A 13,955-nucleotide genomic window follows, 5' to 3' on the forward strand; every position below is an offset into this window, starting at 1 on the left:
ACAGCATTTGTGCCACGGATCAGCTGGCGGCCCCATCGGCCACGCAGCGGAACCCGATGTGGGTCGTCGCGGTGTCCTGTGACTGCGGGGAGCGCGCCGCCGGGCGGTAGCGGTGGCAGTACTCCGGGGCGCACAGATGCGAGCCGCCCTTCAGCGTCTGGCTAACGCTCGGATCGGCGGGACCGGTCGGCGCGCAACACGCCTTGGGTGGCTGATCGAGCCGGTGGTGCGCGGAGTATTCGGTGGCCGTCCACTCCCACACGTTGCCGATCATGTCGAGAAGACCGAAGCCGTTCGGCGGAAACGTGCCCACCGGCGACGTGCCCACCCAGCCCAGCGCACCCTCATTGCGGTACGGGAACTTTCCCTGCCACGTGTTGGCCAGCAGCCGGCCCCCGGGGTTGGGCTCGTCGCCCCACGAGTACGTCGTGCCGGCCCCACCGCGGGCGGCGTACTCCCATTCGGCCTCGCTGGGCAACCGCCGCCCGGCCCACCGCGCGTACGCCGCGGCGTCGGGGTAGGCCACCTGCACCACCGGGTGATCGGCCCTGCCTTCGAGGTCGCTGCCCGGCCCGAACGGATTTCGCCAGTTGGCGCCCGGCACCCAGGCCCACCACTGCCGCCAGTCGCGCAAGTCGACCGGCCCGCGCGTCGGCCGGAAGACCATGGCCCCCGGGCACAGGTCGTTCGGGTCCGCCCCCGGGTAAAGCGTCGGGTCGACCGGTTGCTCGGCGATGGTGACATAGCCTGTGGCGGAGACGAATTCGGCGAACTGCGCGTTGGTCACCGGGTGGCGCTCCACCGCGAAGGCCGCCACGGTCACGGTGTGGATCGGGGCCTCTTCGGGATAAAAGCTCGTCGAGCCCATGCGGAACGATCCGCCGGGCAGGTCGACCAGCTCGGTGAGCACCCCCTCAGGGTAGTGATGCGATGCGCGCTAGTCCGATTGTCGGTACCAGGTGCGCATGTACAGGGCCATCGCACCGACCAGCGCTATCAGCACCCAGATCACGAGGGCCTGGTCGATCCACGCACCCGGCGGTGGCGAGCCGGGAAGGAAGTTGCGGATGGGGATGACGGCGAACAGCATGGCCGCGAACCACGTGACGAACGGCGGCACGAATTTCCTTCTCCCCAAGGCGATTTGTATCGCCACCGAAATAGCCAGGGCCGGCAAGGCGAACAGGACAAGGCAGATCAGCAGGTCGAAGATCAGCGGACCCTTGGCCCGGTGCAAGGTGATGACCACGCTGTCCCCGCGGTCCGAGTCCTGGCTGGCCTCGCCGACGCGTCGCAGGCTGACCTCCCAGCCGTCCAGCTGCCCGGCCACCTCGACCCGGGCCGGGATGTACTGGCGGGCGTCGCCCTGGCCGACGAGCACGTCCGCCGAGAGGGTGTCGGTGCTGTAGGAGTCGAACGGCCAGTTGTTCGGGTTGCCGTGCGCCTCGACCGTGGTGGCGACCTGCGCGGGCGACTTCCCCGCCGGGTAGACCAAGTCTCCCAGATCATTCGGGGGATCCATCCGCACCGCGGTGTCGGTGGTCAACACATCGAGGCGCTTGTCGAACATCTTGTCCTGGGGAATGACGAGCACCTTCACCATGAGGCGGTTGGCGACGGTGTCCAGCTTCTCCAGGCGCACCAGCACGACGGTGTCGTCGTTGGCATTGAGGTCCGGCGGCTTGATCGGTCCCGCCGCGTTGAACAGCAGGTGGACGCCGAACAACGACAGGCCGTAGACGAGGACGAAGGCCGCCAGGATGCCGAGACCGATTGCCCTGCCCCGTCTTCCGCGCTTGGCGGGAGCCTCGGGGGGTGCCGCGGGCGGCGGCTCGGGCGTGGCAGAGGGAGGCGGTGCGGGTGGAGCCTGATGAGTCATCGGTCAACACCTTCGTCCGGGCATGCGGAGCGCGGCGCGCGAGCACACGAGGATTAGATGGTAGCGAACCGGGGCCCTCCGCGCGTGGCGATGGAATTCCCACCGTAAAGAGGCATTTCCCGCCGGGCCGCCACGCGCCGGTTCGTCACCCAGCGAAGCCGAAATGGTCAGCCCTTGTTGGGTTGCCTTCGTTCCCGTTGCCGCCACCAGCCCACCAGGAACAGCGCCATGGCAACAACCAGCCCGATCAACACCCACAACACGACGGCTTGGTCGATCCACGAACCGTACGGCGGGCTGCCCGGCAGGATGTTGCGCAGCGGGACGATGGCGAACAGCATCGCGCCGTACCAGGTCGTCATCGGCGGCAGGAACGAGGTCCTGCCCAACGCCACGGGAATGGCGACCCACAACGCCAACACCGGCAGGGCGATGAGGACCAGGCAGATGCCGATGTCGAAGATCAGCGGGCCCCTGGCCCGGTGCAGCGTGATGATCACGTTGTCCAGGGCATCGGGGTTGGAATCGGCGGGGTCGTGCACGCGCGCGACGGTGGCGTCCCAACCGTCGAGCTTCCCGGTGACCTCGACACGGGCAGAGGCCTTTTCGCGACTCTGCCCCGACCCGGTGAAGACGTCGGCGGCGATCACCTCGGTTTTGTACGTGTCGAACGGCCAGTTACCCGGGTCGCCCTGGGCCTGGATCGTGGTGCTGACTTGCGCCGGCGCCTTTCCCACCGGGTACTGCAAGTCTCCGAGGTCGTTCTCCGGGTAGAGGCGCACGGCCGCGTCGGTGGTGAGCACGCCGAAGTTCTTGTCGTACAGCGAATCCTTCGGGTACACAAGCACATTCACCGTCAGGCGGTTTGCCACCGTATCCAGCTTCTCCATGCGCACCTGCACGACGCTGTCCTCGGCCTCGACCTTGCTGAGGTCCACGGCGGGCAGCGCCGGCGCCGACTTGGCCAGCAGGTGCACGGCGATCAGGGACAGGACGTAGATGACGATGACGGCCACGACGATCCCGAACGCGATGGCAACGCGCGGTCCCCGCGCCTCGGGTGGCGCCGGCGGTGGCGCTGCGTCGGTGGTCATTGCGGCATCACGGGGCCAAATGCTACCGGCGCCGGAGCCGAAACCGAGTCTTTTCAGGGGATGACGACGGCAAATTGCTGCATCGCTGTGGATTTCGCGGCGTCGAAGGGCGGGCCGGCCGGCCCCTCCACATGAATCGCGACGAGAAACGCCTTGGTGTTGGTCCAGACGTGGGTGATGCGGTCGGCGAAATCGAGCGAGCCGGGCCCCGTGCCGCTCAGCACCTGGCTGCTGTAGCCGCAGAACTGCGCGGGCGCGACGGTGACGTTGACGCCGGGATGGCCGGTGCGCAGGTCGGTGGCGTAGCGCAGAAAGGCGCCGCCGGGGTCGAGGTCGGTCGGCGCGATGGTCACCCGCGCCGACATGCCGCCCGGCCCACGCGCCGTCAGCGCCACGTCGCCGGTGCCCGGCGCGGAATCCCAGCCGTTGGGCAGCGGGACCGTGAGTGCGGGGGCCACCGGGTCGGGGACCGACGCCCGGACCATGCTGCCGCTCGCCGGGGGCGGCGGAAAACACACCACGGCGTTGGGCGGAATGTGGTCGGGCAGTGTGACTTCGACGCCCGGCACGGGCTCGGCCGGGTCGGACGACACCGGCGCCGTGCGGCTCGTCGACGCGGCCGGCCCGCCGGTGCGGGTGGCGGTGCCGCCGGTGGTCTTGTCGCAACCCCCGGTTACGACCGCCCCAAGGCAGAGCAGGGCGGCCAACGGTTCAGTCGCGCGAAAACGCAAGCGCGAGCTCCCTTTCCACGTCCTCATACGGCCGACCCGAAAAGTCGACGGTGACCTGGGCGATGGTGCCGCCGGTGAACGCGAACGGCGCCTTGTAGCGGCTCGACACCCCGGAGCCGCCGTTGCGCCCGACGGTGATGCCCGCCCCCGCCAGCCCGAACGTTCCGGGATGGGTGATCACATCCGCCAGCGTGCCGACCGCCTCGTCGTCGACGAACAGGGTGAGGTCGCCGAGCGGGGTGTGGCTGTTCTCCACCGTCCCCGTCCGCGCGTACCGGACACCGAAGACGTGGCGGCCCAGCGGCACCGGGCCGGACGAGGACACCAACTGCTGGCGCTCGCCGAGGAAGTTGTACACGTAGTGCAGCCGCCCGTCCTGGATGAAAAGCACGTGCCCGCCGTGGCCGCCGCCCTGCTTGAAGAGCACCCCCTCGGCGCCGGCGGTATCCACCGTCACATCGGCCAGCACGCCGAACGAGCGGCCGCGGATCTCGGCGGCGGCGCCGATGCCGACGTCCGCGCAGTCGGGGTAGTAGACGTAGCTGGACCGCTCCCCCGCCAGGTAGGGCCGGGAGCGGGTGAGCGTCTCCATTAGGTTCAAATCGGCCAGCGGCAGGCCGTTGTACTTGGCCGCCTCCGAAAACCACAGGGCTTTAAGCTCTTCCAGCTTGTCGGGCTGTTCGGCGGCCAGGTCGTGGCACTGGCTGCGGTCGGCCTCGATGTGGTAGAGCTCCCAGCGGTCGGCGTCGAAGTGCGACCAACCGGCCGGCGTGGCGGCATGGACGGTGTTGGCGAACCAGCCCTCGTGCCAGATGCCGCGGGTTCCCAGCATGGTGTAGAACTGCGTCCGCTTGCCGGTGTCGGCGCCCGGATCGCCAAGGGCGGCTTTGAAACTCACACCGTCCAACGGCTTCTGCGCGATGCCCTTGACGCTTTCGGGAGGTGTCATGTCCAGCAGGTCGTAGATGGTCGGCGTGATGTCGCAGACGTTGACGTAGTTGTCGCGGACCTCGCCGTGGGCCGCAATGCCGTTGGGCCAGGAGACGATCGCCGTGTCGGCGATGCCGCCCTCATGCGAGGCGTAGCGCTTGTACAGCTTGTAGGGCGTGTTGAAGGCCATCGCCCACCCGATCGGGTAGTGGTTGTAGGTTTCCGGAGCGCCCAGGTGGTCGAAGAGCTTCATGCTTTCCTCGACGGTGTCGATGTAGCCGTTGAAGAACTTGCCCTCGTTCACCGATCCGTTGGGGCCGCCCTCACCGCTGGCGCCGTTGTCGGAGATCACCACGATGATGGTGTCGTCGAGTTGGCCGGACTCCTCGAGATAGTCCAGGATGCGGCCGATCTGGGCGTCGGTGTAGCTCAGGAACCCGGCGAAGACCTCGGCCATCCGGCAGAACAGCTTCTTCTCGTCGTCGTCGAGCGAGTCCCAGGGCCGCACCGTGTCCTGCAGCGGCCACGGCTCGCCGCCGGGCCCCTTCACGTCGAGATACGGGTTGACCGGCGACAGTTCGGTGTCCGGCGGCACGATGCCCATCGACTTCTGCTTTTCCAGCACGATCTCGCGGTAGCGCTCATAGCCCATGTCGAATCGGCCCGCGTAGCGGTCCGCCCACTCCTTGAAGACATGGTGCGGCGCGTGCCCGGCGCCCGGGCACACGTAGCTGAACCACGGTTTGTCCGGCGCGATCACCTTGGCGTCGCGGATGAATTCGATGGTCTTGTCGGCGATGTCCTTCGAGAGGTGATAGCCGTCTTCGGGTGTGCCCGGCGGGTTGACGGGGTGGTTGTCGTACACCAGGTCGGGATACCACTGGTCGGTCTCGCCGCCCATGAACCCGTAAAACCGCTCGAAGCCGCGCGAGGTGGGCCAGTGTCGTTTGGTCGCGGCCAGATTGGACTCTTCGAGCGGCGTCAGGTGCCACTTGCCTACGCAATACGTGTTGTAGCCCCGTTCGGCGAGCACCTCGGAGATCAGCGCGGTGTCGGCCGGGATCCGTCCGTTGCAGTTCGGGAACGCGTCGGTGAATTCCTCGATGGTGGCCATGCCGACCGTGGTCGCGTTGCGACCGGTCAACAGCGACGCCCTGGTCGGCGAGCACAGCGCGGTGGTGTGGAATTGCGACAACCGCACGCCGCGCTCGGCGATCCGCGTCATGGCGGGCATCTCGACCAGCCCCCCGAAGCAGTCCCAGGTCGCGATGCCGGTGTCGTCCCACACCAGATAGAGGATGTTCGGCGAGTTCTCCGGCGCCGTCGGTGCCGCGTACGGCCCCCAATCCGGCTCCGAGTCGCGGATATCCAGCTCGATCTTGCCCTGAAATTCTGCCGAGTCAGCGGACATGCGCCGAGCGTAACGCCACCGCGAAAGATCCGGCCGGTTTTCGCAGCGGCGTCACACTCGTTTCGAAGCGGGCTAGGTGGCCTTTACTACTTGGCCTTCTCGAGAATCTCCACGAGCCGCCAGCGTTTGGTCGCCGACAGCGGGCGGGTCTCCATCAGCGAGACCCGGTCGCCGATGCCGGCGGTGCTGTTCTCGTCGTGGGCCTTGACCTTCTTGGTGGTCCGGATGATCTTGCCGTACAACGGGTGCCGCATGCGGTCCTCGAGCTCGACCACGATGGTCTTCTGCATCTTGTCGCTCACCACGTAGCCGATGCGCACCTTGCGCCGGCCGCGCGACTTGGGGTTGGTCGGGGTGTGCTTGGGGCCCTTGGGCTTGTCGGAAGCGGCCGCACTCTTCGCGGCGGCCTTCTTCGGGGCGGCCTTGGCGGCCGACTTCTTAGCTTCTGCCATCACGAATCCTTACCGTCGGGCCCGCTGGCCAGACCCAGTTCACGTTCCCGCAGCACGGTGTAGACGCGCGCGATTTCCTGCCGCACCGTGCGCAGCCGGCGGTTGTTGGTGAGCTGCCCGGTCGCCATCTGGAAGCGCAGGTTGAACAGCTCCTCCTTGGATTCGCGCAGACGCTCGGTGAGCTCTTCGTCGGTGAGCTCGCGCAGTTCGCCAGGCGAAATTCCCACTGCCATCAGAACTGATCCTCTCGGGTAACGATGCGTGCCTTGATCGGCAGCTTGTGGATCGCACGGGTGAGCGCCGCGCGGGCCACCGCCTCATTGGGGTAGCTGAGCTCGAACAGCACCCGGCCCGGCTTCACGTTGACCACCCACCACTCCGGGGAGCCCTTACCCGAACCCATCCGGGTTTCAGCGGGCTTCTTGGTCAGCGGGCGGTCGGGGAAGACGTTGATCCACACCTTGCCGCCACGCTTGATGTGCCGGTTGATCGCGATACGCGCCGACTCGATCTGCCGGTTGGTGACATAGGCGTGCTCGAGCGCCTGGATGCCGTAGTCACCGAAGTGCACCGCCGTGCCGCCGCTGGCGATGCCGCGCTGGCGGGGGTGGTGCTGCTTGCGGTGCTTGACTTTGCGGGGAATCAACATGATTCAGCTCTCCGTGCTCTGCGGTTCGGGGGCGGGCGCCCCTTCGGCGGCGGGCGCGGCGGACGCGGTGGTCTCCTCGGCACCGGCGGCCCGGCCGGCCTCCGTGCTGGTCGCCGTGGTGCCCGACGCGCCGCTGCGCCGCGGACGCGCGCCCGACGGCCGCTCGCGGCGTGGACGGTCGGCGCCCGCCGGGGCCCCCACTCCCGAGGCGGCCAATTCGCGCTTGCCGCCGACGATGTCGCCCTTGTAGATCCACACCTTCACGCCGATCCGGCCGAAGGTGGTCTTGGCCTCGTACAGGCCGTAGTCGATGTCGGCGCGCAGGGTGTGCAGCGGCACCCGGCCCTCGCGGTAGAACTCCGAGCGGCTCATCTCCGCACCGCCGAGACGGCCGGAGCATTGCACCCGGATGCCCTTGACGTTGGGCTGGCGCATCGCCGACTGGATGGCCTTGCGCATCGCGCGGCGGAACGCCACGCGGTTGCTCAACTGCTCGGCGACGCCCTGGGCCACCAATTGTGCTTGCGACTCCGGGTTTTTCACCTCGAGGATGTTGAGCTGAACCTGCTTGCCGGTCAGCTTCTCCAGGTCCGCCCGGATCCGGTCGGCCTCGGTGCCGCGCCGGCCGATGACGATGCCGGGGCGCGCGGTGTGGATATCGACGCGAACCCTGTCCCGCGTCCTTTCGATCTCCACGTCGGCGATGCCGGCGCGCTCCAGGCCGGTGGACAGCAGCCGGCGGATCGCCACGTCTTCCTTGACGTACTCGGCGTACTGCTTGTCGGCGTACCAGCGCGACTTCCAGTCGGTGGTGATGCCCAGCCGGAAGCCGTGCGGATTGATCTTCTGGCCCACTAGTCTGAGCCTCCCTTCGCTTCAGAAGTCTCAGACGTCTTGGCTTCGGCTTTCTTCGCAGGCGCCTTCTTGGCGGGCGTCTTCTTCGCGGCGGGCGCCTTCTTGGCGGGGGCCTTCTTGGCCGGCGCCGTCGCGGCGGCCTTGCTGGCCTCGGCGCGGCGGGCACGCGTCGACTTCGCCGACCGCTGGTCCTTGGCCGGGCGGCTCTCCACCACGACCGTGATGTGGCTGGTGCGCTTGCGGATCCGGAACGCGCGGCCCTGGGCCCGCGGGCGGATGCGCTTAGCGGTCGGCCCCTCGTCGGCGTAGACGGTGGCGACCACCAACGTCGCGGGGTCCAGGCCATTGTTGTTCTGCGCGTTGGCCGCGGCGCTGGCGATCACCTTGGCCACCGGCTCGCTGGCGGCCTGCGGCGCCCAGCGCAGGATGTCCAGCGCGTCGGTCACCGACTTGCCGCGCACCAGGTCGATCACCCGGCGCGCCTTTCGCGGCGACACCCGCACGAACCGCGCCTTGGCGACCGCCGACGGAAATTCAGTTGTGGTCATCGCCGCTTGGCCTTCCGATCATCCTTGATGTGCCCCTTGAAGGTGCGCGTCGGGGCGAACTCACCCAACTTGTGGCCGACCATCGCCTCGGTGACGAACACCGGGACGTGCTTGCGCCCGTCGTGCACCGCAAAGGTGTGGCCGATGAAGTCGGGGATGATCGTCGAACGACGCGACCAGGTCTTGATGACCTGCTTGGTGTTCTTCTCGTTCTGGACGTCCACCTTCTTGAGCAGGTGGTCGTCGACGAACGGTCCCTTTTTCAGGCTGCGTGGCATGGGTTACTCCTCGACTTCCTAGCGACCGTGCTTCTTGCCGGTGCGCCGGCGTCGGACGATGAGCTTGTTGCTCTGCTTGTTCGGGTGGCGGGTGCGGCCCTCCGGCTTGCCCCACGGGCTGACCGGGTGGCGACCACCGGAGGTCTTACCCTCACCACCACCGTGCGGGTGATCCACCGGGTTCATGACCACACCGCGGACCGACGGGCGCTTGCCCTTCCAGCGCATCCGACCGGCCTTGCCCCAGTTGATGTTTGCCTGCTCGGCGTTGCCCACCTCGCCGACCGTGGCGCGGCAGCGCACGTCGACCCGGCGGATCTCGCCGCTGGGCATGCGCAGCGAGGCGTAGCTGCCCTCCTTGCCGAGCAGCTGGATGCTCGACCCCGCCGAGCGCGCCAGCTTGGCGCCACCACCGGGCCGCAGCTCCACGGCGTGGACCAGGGTGCCGGCCGGGATGTTGCGCAGCGGCAGGTTGTTGCCCGGCTTGATGTCGGCGTTGGGGCCCGACTCCACCACATCGCCCTGCGAGAGGCCCTGCGGCGCAATGATGTACCGCTTCTCCCCGTCCAGGTAGTGCAGCAGCGCGATCCGCGCGGTGCGGTTCGGGTCGTACTCGATGTGGGCGACCTTGGCGTTGACGCCGTCCTTGTCGTTGCGACGGAAGTCGATCACCCGGTAGGCGCGCTTGTGCCCACCGCCCTTGTGGCGGGTGGTGATGCGGCCGTGCGCGTTGCGGCCGCCATGACCGTGCAGCGGACGCACCAACGACTTCTCCGGCGTCGACCGGGTCAGCTCGGCGAAGTCGGACACACTGGCGCCCCGGCGGCCCGGGGTCGTCGGCTTGTACTTACGAATTGCCATGTCTAATCAGGTCTTTCTAGCTCGGTGCGCCGAAGAGGTCGATCGGCTTGCTGCCCGGAGCCAAGGTCACGATGGCCCGCTTGGTGCTCTTGCGCTTGCCGTATCCGGTCCGGGTGCGCTTGCGCTTGCCCTGCCGGTTCGCGGTGTTCACCGACGCGACCTTGACGGAAAAGATCTTCTCGATGGCGATCTTGATCTGCGTCTTGTTCGAATCGGGGTGCACCACGAACGTGTAGACGTTGTCATCGAGGAGCCCGTAGGACTTCTCGGAGATGACCGGCGCCAGGATGATGTCGCGGGGGTCAGCGATGGTCGCCATCAGGCCGAAACCTCCTCGGCGGTCTGGTTGTTGGCAGCGATGTAGGCGTTGAGGGCCTCGACGCTGAACACCACGTCGTCGGAGCGCAGCACGTCGTAGGTGTTGAGCTGGTCGGGCGACAGGACGTGCACGCCGGGCAGGTTGCGCACGCTTTTCACACCGGCCTCGTCGGCGCGCCCGATGACCACCAGCACCTGCTTGCGGTCGGTCAGCGTGGCCAGAAATGCCTTGGCGCTCTTGGTCGACGGGGTCTGGCCCGCCACCAGTTCGGTGACGGCGTGGATGCGTCCGTTGCGGGCGCGGTCGGACAGCGCCCCGCGCAACGCCGCGGCGATCATCTTCTTGGGCGTGCGCTGGCTGTAGTCGCGCGGCTTGGGTCCGTGCACGGTGCCACCGCCGGTGAACTGCGGGGCGCGCGTCGAGCCCTGCCGGGCGCGCCCGGTGCCCTTCTGCCGGTAGGGCTTGCGGCCCCCGCCCCTAACCTCGCCGCGCGTCTTGGTCGAGTGCGTGCCCTGGCGGGCGGCCGCGCGCTGCGCGGTCACCACCTGGTGCATCAGCGCGATATTGGCCTCGACGTCGAACAACTCGGCCGGCAGCTCGATGGAGCCGTCGACCTTCCCGTCGGGCGTCTTGACATCTATCTTGAGCGCGTTCTTGGCAGCCATCACTTCTCACCTCGTTTGACCGCGCTGCGGACCATCACGAGCCCACCGGTGCGGCCGGGGACCGCGCCCTTGATCAGCAGCACGCCGTTCTCGGTATCGACCTTGTGCACCAACAGGTTCTGCACGGTCACCCGGTCGTTGCCCATCCGGCCGGCCATCCGGGTGCCCTTGAAGACACGCGCCGGGGTGGCGCAGCCGCCGATGGAACCGGGCCGGCGATGCACCGCCTGGGCGCCGTGGCTGGCGCCCTGGCCGCGGAAGCCGTGCCGCTTCATGGTTCCGGCGAAGCCCTTGCCCTTGGAGGTGCCGGTCACGTCGACGTAGCTGCCGTCGGCGAAGATCTCGGCCGTCAATTCCTGGCCGACCTCGTACTCGGCGGCGGCGTCCGAATTGTCCAGGCGCAGCTCGGCCAGGTACCGGCGCGGGTTGACGCCCGCCACGGTGTACTGACCGGTCACCGGCTTGTTGACCTTGCGGGGGCTGATCTCGCCGTACGCCAACTGCACGGCGCTGTAGCCGTCGCGCTCGGGCGTGCGGATGCGGGTCACCACGTTGGGGCCGGCCTTGACCACCGTCACGGGCACAACCCTGTTGTTCTCGTCGAACACCTGCGTCATGCCCAGCTTGGTACCCAGGATGCCTCTTCTTGCCATGAGTTCTGGATCTCCTACTGGATATTGACGTCGACACTGGCCGGCAGGTCGATGCGCATCAGCGCGTCGACCGTCTTCGGCGTGGGATCGAGGATGTCGATCAACCGCTTGTGGGTGCGCATCTCGAAGTGCTCCCGCGAGTCCTTGTACTTATGCGGAGAGCGGATGACGCAATACACGTTCTTCTCGGTCGGCAGCGGCACCGGACCTACGACGCTGGCACCCGTGCGGACGACGGTCTCGACGATCTTGCGCGCCGATGCGTCGATGGCCTCATGGTCGTAGGCCTTAAGCCTGATGCGGATCTTCTGTCCCGCCACGCTTCTCCTACCCTCACTCCTCGAAAATGGCCCGTGTCCGAGCCTGGTGCCTCCCGGCGCGCCCATCGGCCGGCCCGCGAGGGCCGATCGAGCGCCGCGCCGGATACTGCGCCGCTGTTTACCTGTCGTGGTCCACCGGCCCCCGCGGTCGGGCGTGTCACCCTTACGCAGCCTTGCTCGCGGCCAAATTAGTCGCGTACCAAGGATGGGACCGGACGCGCCCGTTGTGGGCGCTGGTCGTATGCCCGGCCAGGCGCAGAACCTGGCGAAAGGCAACCTGAACAGTATGCCTGAAGATCATTCTCGGTCAAAATTCGGCGCCGGGCCGGACGGGCTCAGGCACCTGCCGATTCGATGCTCGCCGCGCTGGCCCTGTGTAGCGCGCGCTGAACATGCAGGAAACCGTCGACGGCCTCGCGCGCGCATTCGCGGTAATCGAAGTCGGGCAGCGTGGACAGCCGGCCCAGGACCAGCGGTCCGATCAGCAGGGCGATCGCGCGCGACCGGTCGACCTCGCCCAGCTCGGCGGCGGCTTCCGGGCTGTCGAAGATCGCGTCGAACGGCGCCGCGTACTGCTGGGCGATGCGTTCGCGCAGCGTGGTGATCGATGCGGTGTCGGCCGCGGGCTCGTGCCGGGGCTCCGGCCACGCCTGCAGGTCGCGCCCCAGGGCCAGCCACGACATCGCCGCCAGCGCGGCCGGCGCATGCGCCACGGCGTCGGCCTGGGCCAGCACCAACGCGATGAGCCGATCCCGCAGCGTGCCCTCGGGCGGCGGCATCGGCGACGGCGGTATCAGGCTGTTGAACGCCGCTGCCAGCAAGTCGTTTCCGCTCGGGAAGTGCCGATACAGCGTGGCCCGCGCCACGTTGGCGCTGCGGGTGACCGCGTCGACGGTCACCGCGCTGGGTCCCCCGGAGCGCAGTAGCGCGGAGGCGGCCTCGAGCAAGCGGGCTCGCGACCGCGCTGGCCGGGGATCGGTACTCCCGCCGGTAATTGCGAGCCACCTCCCTGACTGACAAACGAGACTATGAGTCTCGAAACGTGGTACGGCGTGATCAGCGTACTGATGCGACGCGCGTCGGCGGTAGTCCCGGGGTCGGCCGGAATCGTCTGAAAACGCCCCGGCGCACCGGCGGTGGGCGCTACCATCCGGCTTGAGCAGCGTCCGTCACGGGGAGGCGGACGATGTCGAGGCTAGCCGGGGGAGCGGAATGTCCTATGTGATCGCAGCGCCGGAGTACGTGGCGGCCGCGGCAATGGATTTGGGCAACATCGGATCCGCGATCAACGACGCCCACTCCGCAGCGTTGGGTCCCGTGTCCAGCGTGGTGCCTGCGGGCGCCGACGAGGTATCGGCCGGCATCGCGAGCCTCTTCGACGCGCACGCGCAGGCGTATCAGGCGATCAGCGCCGCCGCGCAGGCCTTCCACGCCCAGTTCGTCCAGCTGATGAGCTCCGGCGCCGAGCAGTACGCGGTCAGCGAGGCCGCCAACCTGCAGTCGCTCGGCCAGGGCGTGCTGGGCGGCGGCGCGAACGGCGGCGGGGTCCAGAGTCAGGCCGTCAGCGCCGCGTCGACCGCGCAGCCGCTCGTCGGCGGAGCGGCATCGGCGGGGTCCGCGGCGGCCAGCGTGCCGGCGGCGTCGGCGGGGGTGGCCGGTGGCGCGGCCCCGGCCGCCACGGCGGCGCCGGTAACGGCTTCGGTTGCGCCGGTGTCGGCGGCTCCGGTCGCGTTGGCGCCGACGGGTACGCCGCTCGCGGGGGCACCCCTGGCGGCGGCTTCGGCCCCGCTGGCCCCGGCCAGCGCACCGGCTGCGGCGTTCCCCGCGGCGGAAGTTTCTCCCGTGGTGGCGGCGCCCGCGTCCGCGGTCGCCCCGGTGGCCGCCGTCGAGGCGGAAGCGCCGGTCTTCTCCCCTGCCACCGCGGCGCAGGCGATGCCGATCGGTACTCCCCTCACCGCGGCGCCAGCCGCGACGCCGAACTACTCTCCGGCCACGCCGGCCTATTCCCCGGCGGCGGCGCCCGCGGCGGCCGGCAGGGAGCAACCGGTGGCGACGGCCGAAGCGGTCGAAATACCGCCCTATTCAGCCTGATTCACTGAACGAACGCGAGATGGCGCTCAAGGTGACCGTCGTGCCGGCGCCGATCATCGCAGCCATCCGCAAACATCGATGGCTTGCATAGCAAGCCATGACACGGGCATGGGTCCTCCGCGCGCGAAACGGTCATCGCATAGGTCCAATCCATGAACGCGCCTGGAATGCCAGGCGAATTTCTCCCGGCGGCCCGGCAATGTCAATCGATCACTTCGT

The 13,955-nt window shown here is 68.5% G+C and carries 18 protein-coding genes; 1 reads left to right on the forward strand and 17 read right to left on the reverse strand.

Annotation, left to right across the window (positions count from 1 at the left end):
* Positions 1-19: 19 nt before the first annotated feature.
* The 17 genes from AC5Y4Z_RS24425 to AC5Y4Z_RS24505 form a co-directional block, all read right to left on the reverse strand.
* A complete protein-coding gene (locus AC5Y4Z_RS24425; protein WP_499967509.1) occupies positions 20-910 on the reverse strand; it encodes a formylglycine-generating enzyme family protein in 891 nt (296 codons plus the stop codon).
* Positions 911-937: 27 nt separating this feature from the next.
* Positions 938-1,879, reverse strand: a complete 942-nt coding sequence (locus AC5Y4Z_RS24430) for a DUF4436 domain-containing protein (RefSeq protein ID WP_499967510.1) — start codon at positions 1,877-1,879, stop codon at positions 938-940.
* A gap of 167 nt (positions 1,880-2,046) precedes the next feature.
* Positions 2,047-2,973: a DUF4436 domain-containing protein gene (locus AC5Y4Z_RS24435; protein WP_499967511.1), complete on the reverse strand. Its 927-nt coding sequence runs from the start codon at positions 2,971-2,973 to the stop codon at positions 2,047-2,049.
* Positions 2,974-3,026: 53 nt separating this feature from the next.
* Entirely contained in the window at positions 3,027-3,680 is a 654-nt protein-coding gene (locus AC5Y4Z_RS24440; RefSeq protein ID WP_499967512.1) for a hypothetical protein, read from the reverse strand.
* A 4-nt stretch (positions 3,681-3,684) separates the two neighbouring features.
* Positions 3,685-6,045 carry an arylsulfatase gene (locus AC5Y4Z_RS24445; protein ID WP_499967514.1) on the reverse strand — a complete coding sequence of 787 codons (2,361 nt, stop codon included), beginning with the start codon at positions 6,043-6,045 and terminating at the stop codon, positions 3,685-3,687.
* An 86-nt stretch (positions 6,046-6,131) separates the two neighbouring features.
* A complete protein-coding gene (gene rpsQ / locus AC5Y4Z_RS24450; RefSeq protein WP_499967515.1) occupies positions 6,132-6,500 on the reverse strand; it encodes a 30S ribosomal protein S17 in 369 nt (122 codons plus the stop codon).
* Entirely contained in the window at positions 6,497-6,730 is a 234-nt protein-coding gene (rpmC, locus tag AC5Y4Z_RS24455) for a 50S ribosomal protein L29 (RefSeq protein ID WP_499967516.1), read from the reverse strand. The genes rpsQ and rpmC overlap by 4 nt, the downstream gene beginning before the upstream one ends.
* Positions 6,730-7,146: a 50S ribosomal protein L16 gene (rplP, locus tag AC5Y4Z_RS24460; RefSeq protein ID WP_067324153.1), complete on the reverse strand. Its 417-nt coding sequence runs from the start codon at positions 7,144-7,146 to the stop codon at positions 6,730-6,732. Before rplP ends, rpmC begins: the two co-directional genes overlap by 1 nt.
* A gap of 3 nt (positions 7,147-7,149) precedes the next feature.
* On the reverse strand, positions 7,150-8,001 hold the full coding sequence (gene rpsC / locus AC5Y4Z_RS24465) for a 30S ribosomal protein S3 (protein WP_499967518.1): 852 nt from the start codon (positions 7,999-8,001) through the stop codon (positions 7,150-7,152).
* On the reverse strand, positions 8,001-8,549 hold the full coding sequence (rplV, locus tag AC5Y4Z_RS24470; protein WP_499967519.1) for a 50S ribosomal protein L22: 549 nt from the start codon (positions 8,547-8,549) through the stop codon (positions 8,001-8,003). Before rplV ends, rpsC begins: the two co-directional genes overlap by 1 nt.
* Positions 8,546-8,827, reverse strand: a complete 282-nt coding sequence (gene rpsS / locus AC5Y4Z_RS24475; RefSeq protein WP_010908582.1) for a 30S ribosomal protein S19 — start codon at positions 8,825-8,827, stop codon at positions 8,546-8,548. The genes rplV and rpsS overlap by 4 nt, the downstream gene beginning before the upstream one ends.
* Positions 8,828-8,845: 18 nt before the next feature.
* Positions 8,846-9,688 (reverse strand): 50S ribosomal protein L2, encoded by an 843-nt coding sequence (gene rplB, locus AC5Y4Z_RS24480; RefSeq protein WP_499967520.1) that lies wholly within the window; start codon positions 9,686-9,688, stop codon positions 8,846-8,848.
* Positions 9,689-9,704: 16 nt separating this feature from the next.
* Positions 9,705-10,007, reverse strand: a complete 303-nt coding sequence (rplW, locus tag AC5Y4Z_RS24485) for a 50S ribosomal protein L23 (protein WP_066934863.1) — start codon at positions 10,005-10,007, stop codon at positions 9,705-9,707.
* Positions 10,007-10,672: a 50S ribosomal protein L4 gene (rplD, locus tag AC5Y4Z_RS24490; protein WP_499967522.1), complete on the reverse strand. Its 666-nt coding sequence runs from the start codon at positions 10,670-10,672 to the stop codon at positions 10,007-10,009. The genes rplW and rplD overlap by 1 nt, the downstream gene beginning before the upstream one ends.
* Positions 10,672-11,325: a 50S ribosomal protein L3 gene (rplC, locus tag AC5Y4Z_RS24495; protein ID WP_499967523.1), complete on the reverse strand. Its 654-nt coding sequence runs from the start codon at positions 11,323-11,325 to the stop codon at positions 10,672-10,674. Before rplC ends, rplD begins: the two co-directional genes overlap by 1 nt.
* A gap of 14 nt (positions 11,326-11,339) precedes the next feature.
* A complete protein-coding gene (gene rpsJ / locus AC5Y4Z_RS24500) occupies positions 11,340-11,645 on the reverse strand; it encodes a 30S ribosomal protein S10 (RefSeq protein WP_003873519.1) in 306 nt (101 codons plus the stop codon).
* Between the two features lie 335 nt (positions 11,646-11,980).
* Complete coding sequence (locus AC5Y4Z_RS24505; protein WP_499967524.1) at positions 11,981-12,592, reverse strand: TetR/AcrR family transcriptional regulator; 612 nt, start codon at positions 12,590-12,592, stop codon at positions 11,981-11,983.
* A 265-nt stretch (positions 12,593-12,857) separates the two neighbouring features.
* Here AC5Y4Z_RS24505 and AC5Y4Z_RS24510 point away from each other — a divergent pair, with 265 nt between their 5' ends.
* On the forward strand, positions 12,858-13,736 hold the full coding sequence (locus AC5Y4Z_RS24510; RefSeq protein WP_499967525.1) for a PE family protein: 879 nt from the start codon (positions 12,858-12,860) through the stop codon (positions 13,734-13,736).
* The last annotated feature ends 219 nt before the right edge of the window (positions 13,737-13,955 follow it).

The sequence above is a fragment of the Mycobacterium sp. NGS63 genome, assembly GCF_059812295.1.

Coding starts and splice junctions, on each gene's coding strand:
- AC5Y4Z_RS24430 (WP_499967510.1), bottom strand. CDS start 1,879: ATGACTCATCAGGCTCCACCCGCACCGCCTCCCTCTGCCACGCCCGAG.
- AC5Y4Z_RS24435 (WP_499967511.1), bottom strand. CDS start 2,973: ATGACCACCGACGCAGCGCCACCGCCGGCGCCACCCGAGGCGCGGGGA.
- AC5Y4Z_RS24445 (WP_499967514.1), bottom strand. CDS start 6,045: ATGTCCGCTGACTCGGCAGAATTTCAGGGCAAGATCGAGCTGGATATC.
- rpmC (WP_499967516.1), bottom strand. CDS start 6,730: ATGGCAGTGGGAATTTCGCCTGGCGAACTGCGCGAGCTCACCGACGAA.
- rplP (WP_067324153.1), bottom strand. CDS start 7,146: ATGTTGATTCCCCGCAAAGTCAAGCACCGCAAGCAGCACCACCCCCGC.
- rplV (WP_499967519.1), bottom strand. CDS start 8,549: ATGACCACAACTGAATTTCCGTCGGCGGTCGCCAAGGCGCGGTTCGTG.
- rpsS (WP_010908582.1), bottom strand. CDS start 8,827: ATGCCACGCAGCCTGAAAAAGGGACCGTTCGTCGACGACCACCTGCTC.
- rplB (WP_499967520.1), bottom strand. CDS start 9,688: ATGGCAATTCGTAAGTACAAGCCGACGACCCCGGGCCGCCGGGGCGCC.
- rplW (WP_066934863.1), bottom strand. CDS start 10,007: ATGGCGACCATCGCTGACCCCCGCGACATCATCCTGGCGCCGGTCATC.
- rplD (WP_499967522.1), bottom strand. CDS start 10,672: ATGGCTGCCAAGAACGCGCTCAAGATAGATGTCAAGACGCCCGACGGG.
- rplC (WP_499967523.1), bottom strand. CDS start 11,325: ATGGCAAGAAGAGGCATCCTGGGTACCAAGCTGGGCATGACGCAGGTG.
- AC5Y4Z_RS24510 (WP_499967525.1), top strand. CDS start 12,858: ATGTCCTATGTGATCGCAGCGCCGGAGTACGTGGCGGCCGCGGCAATG.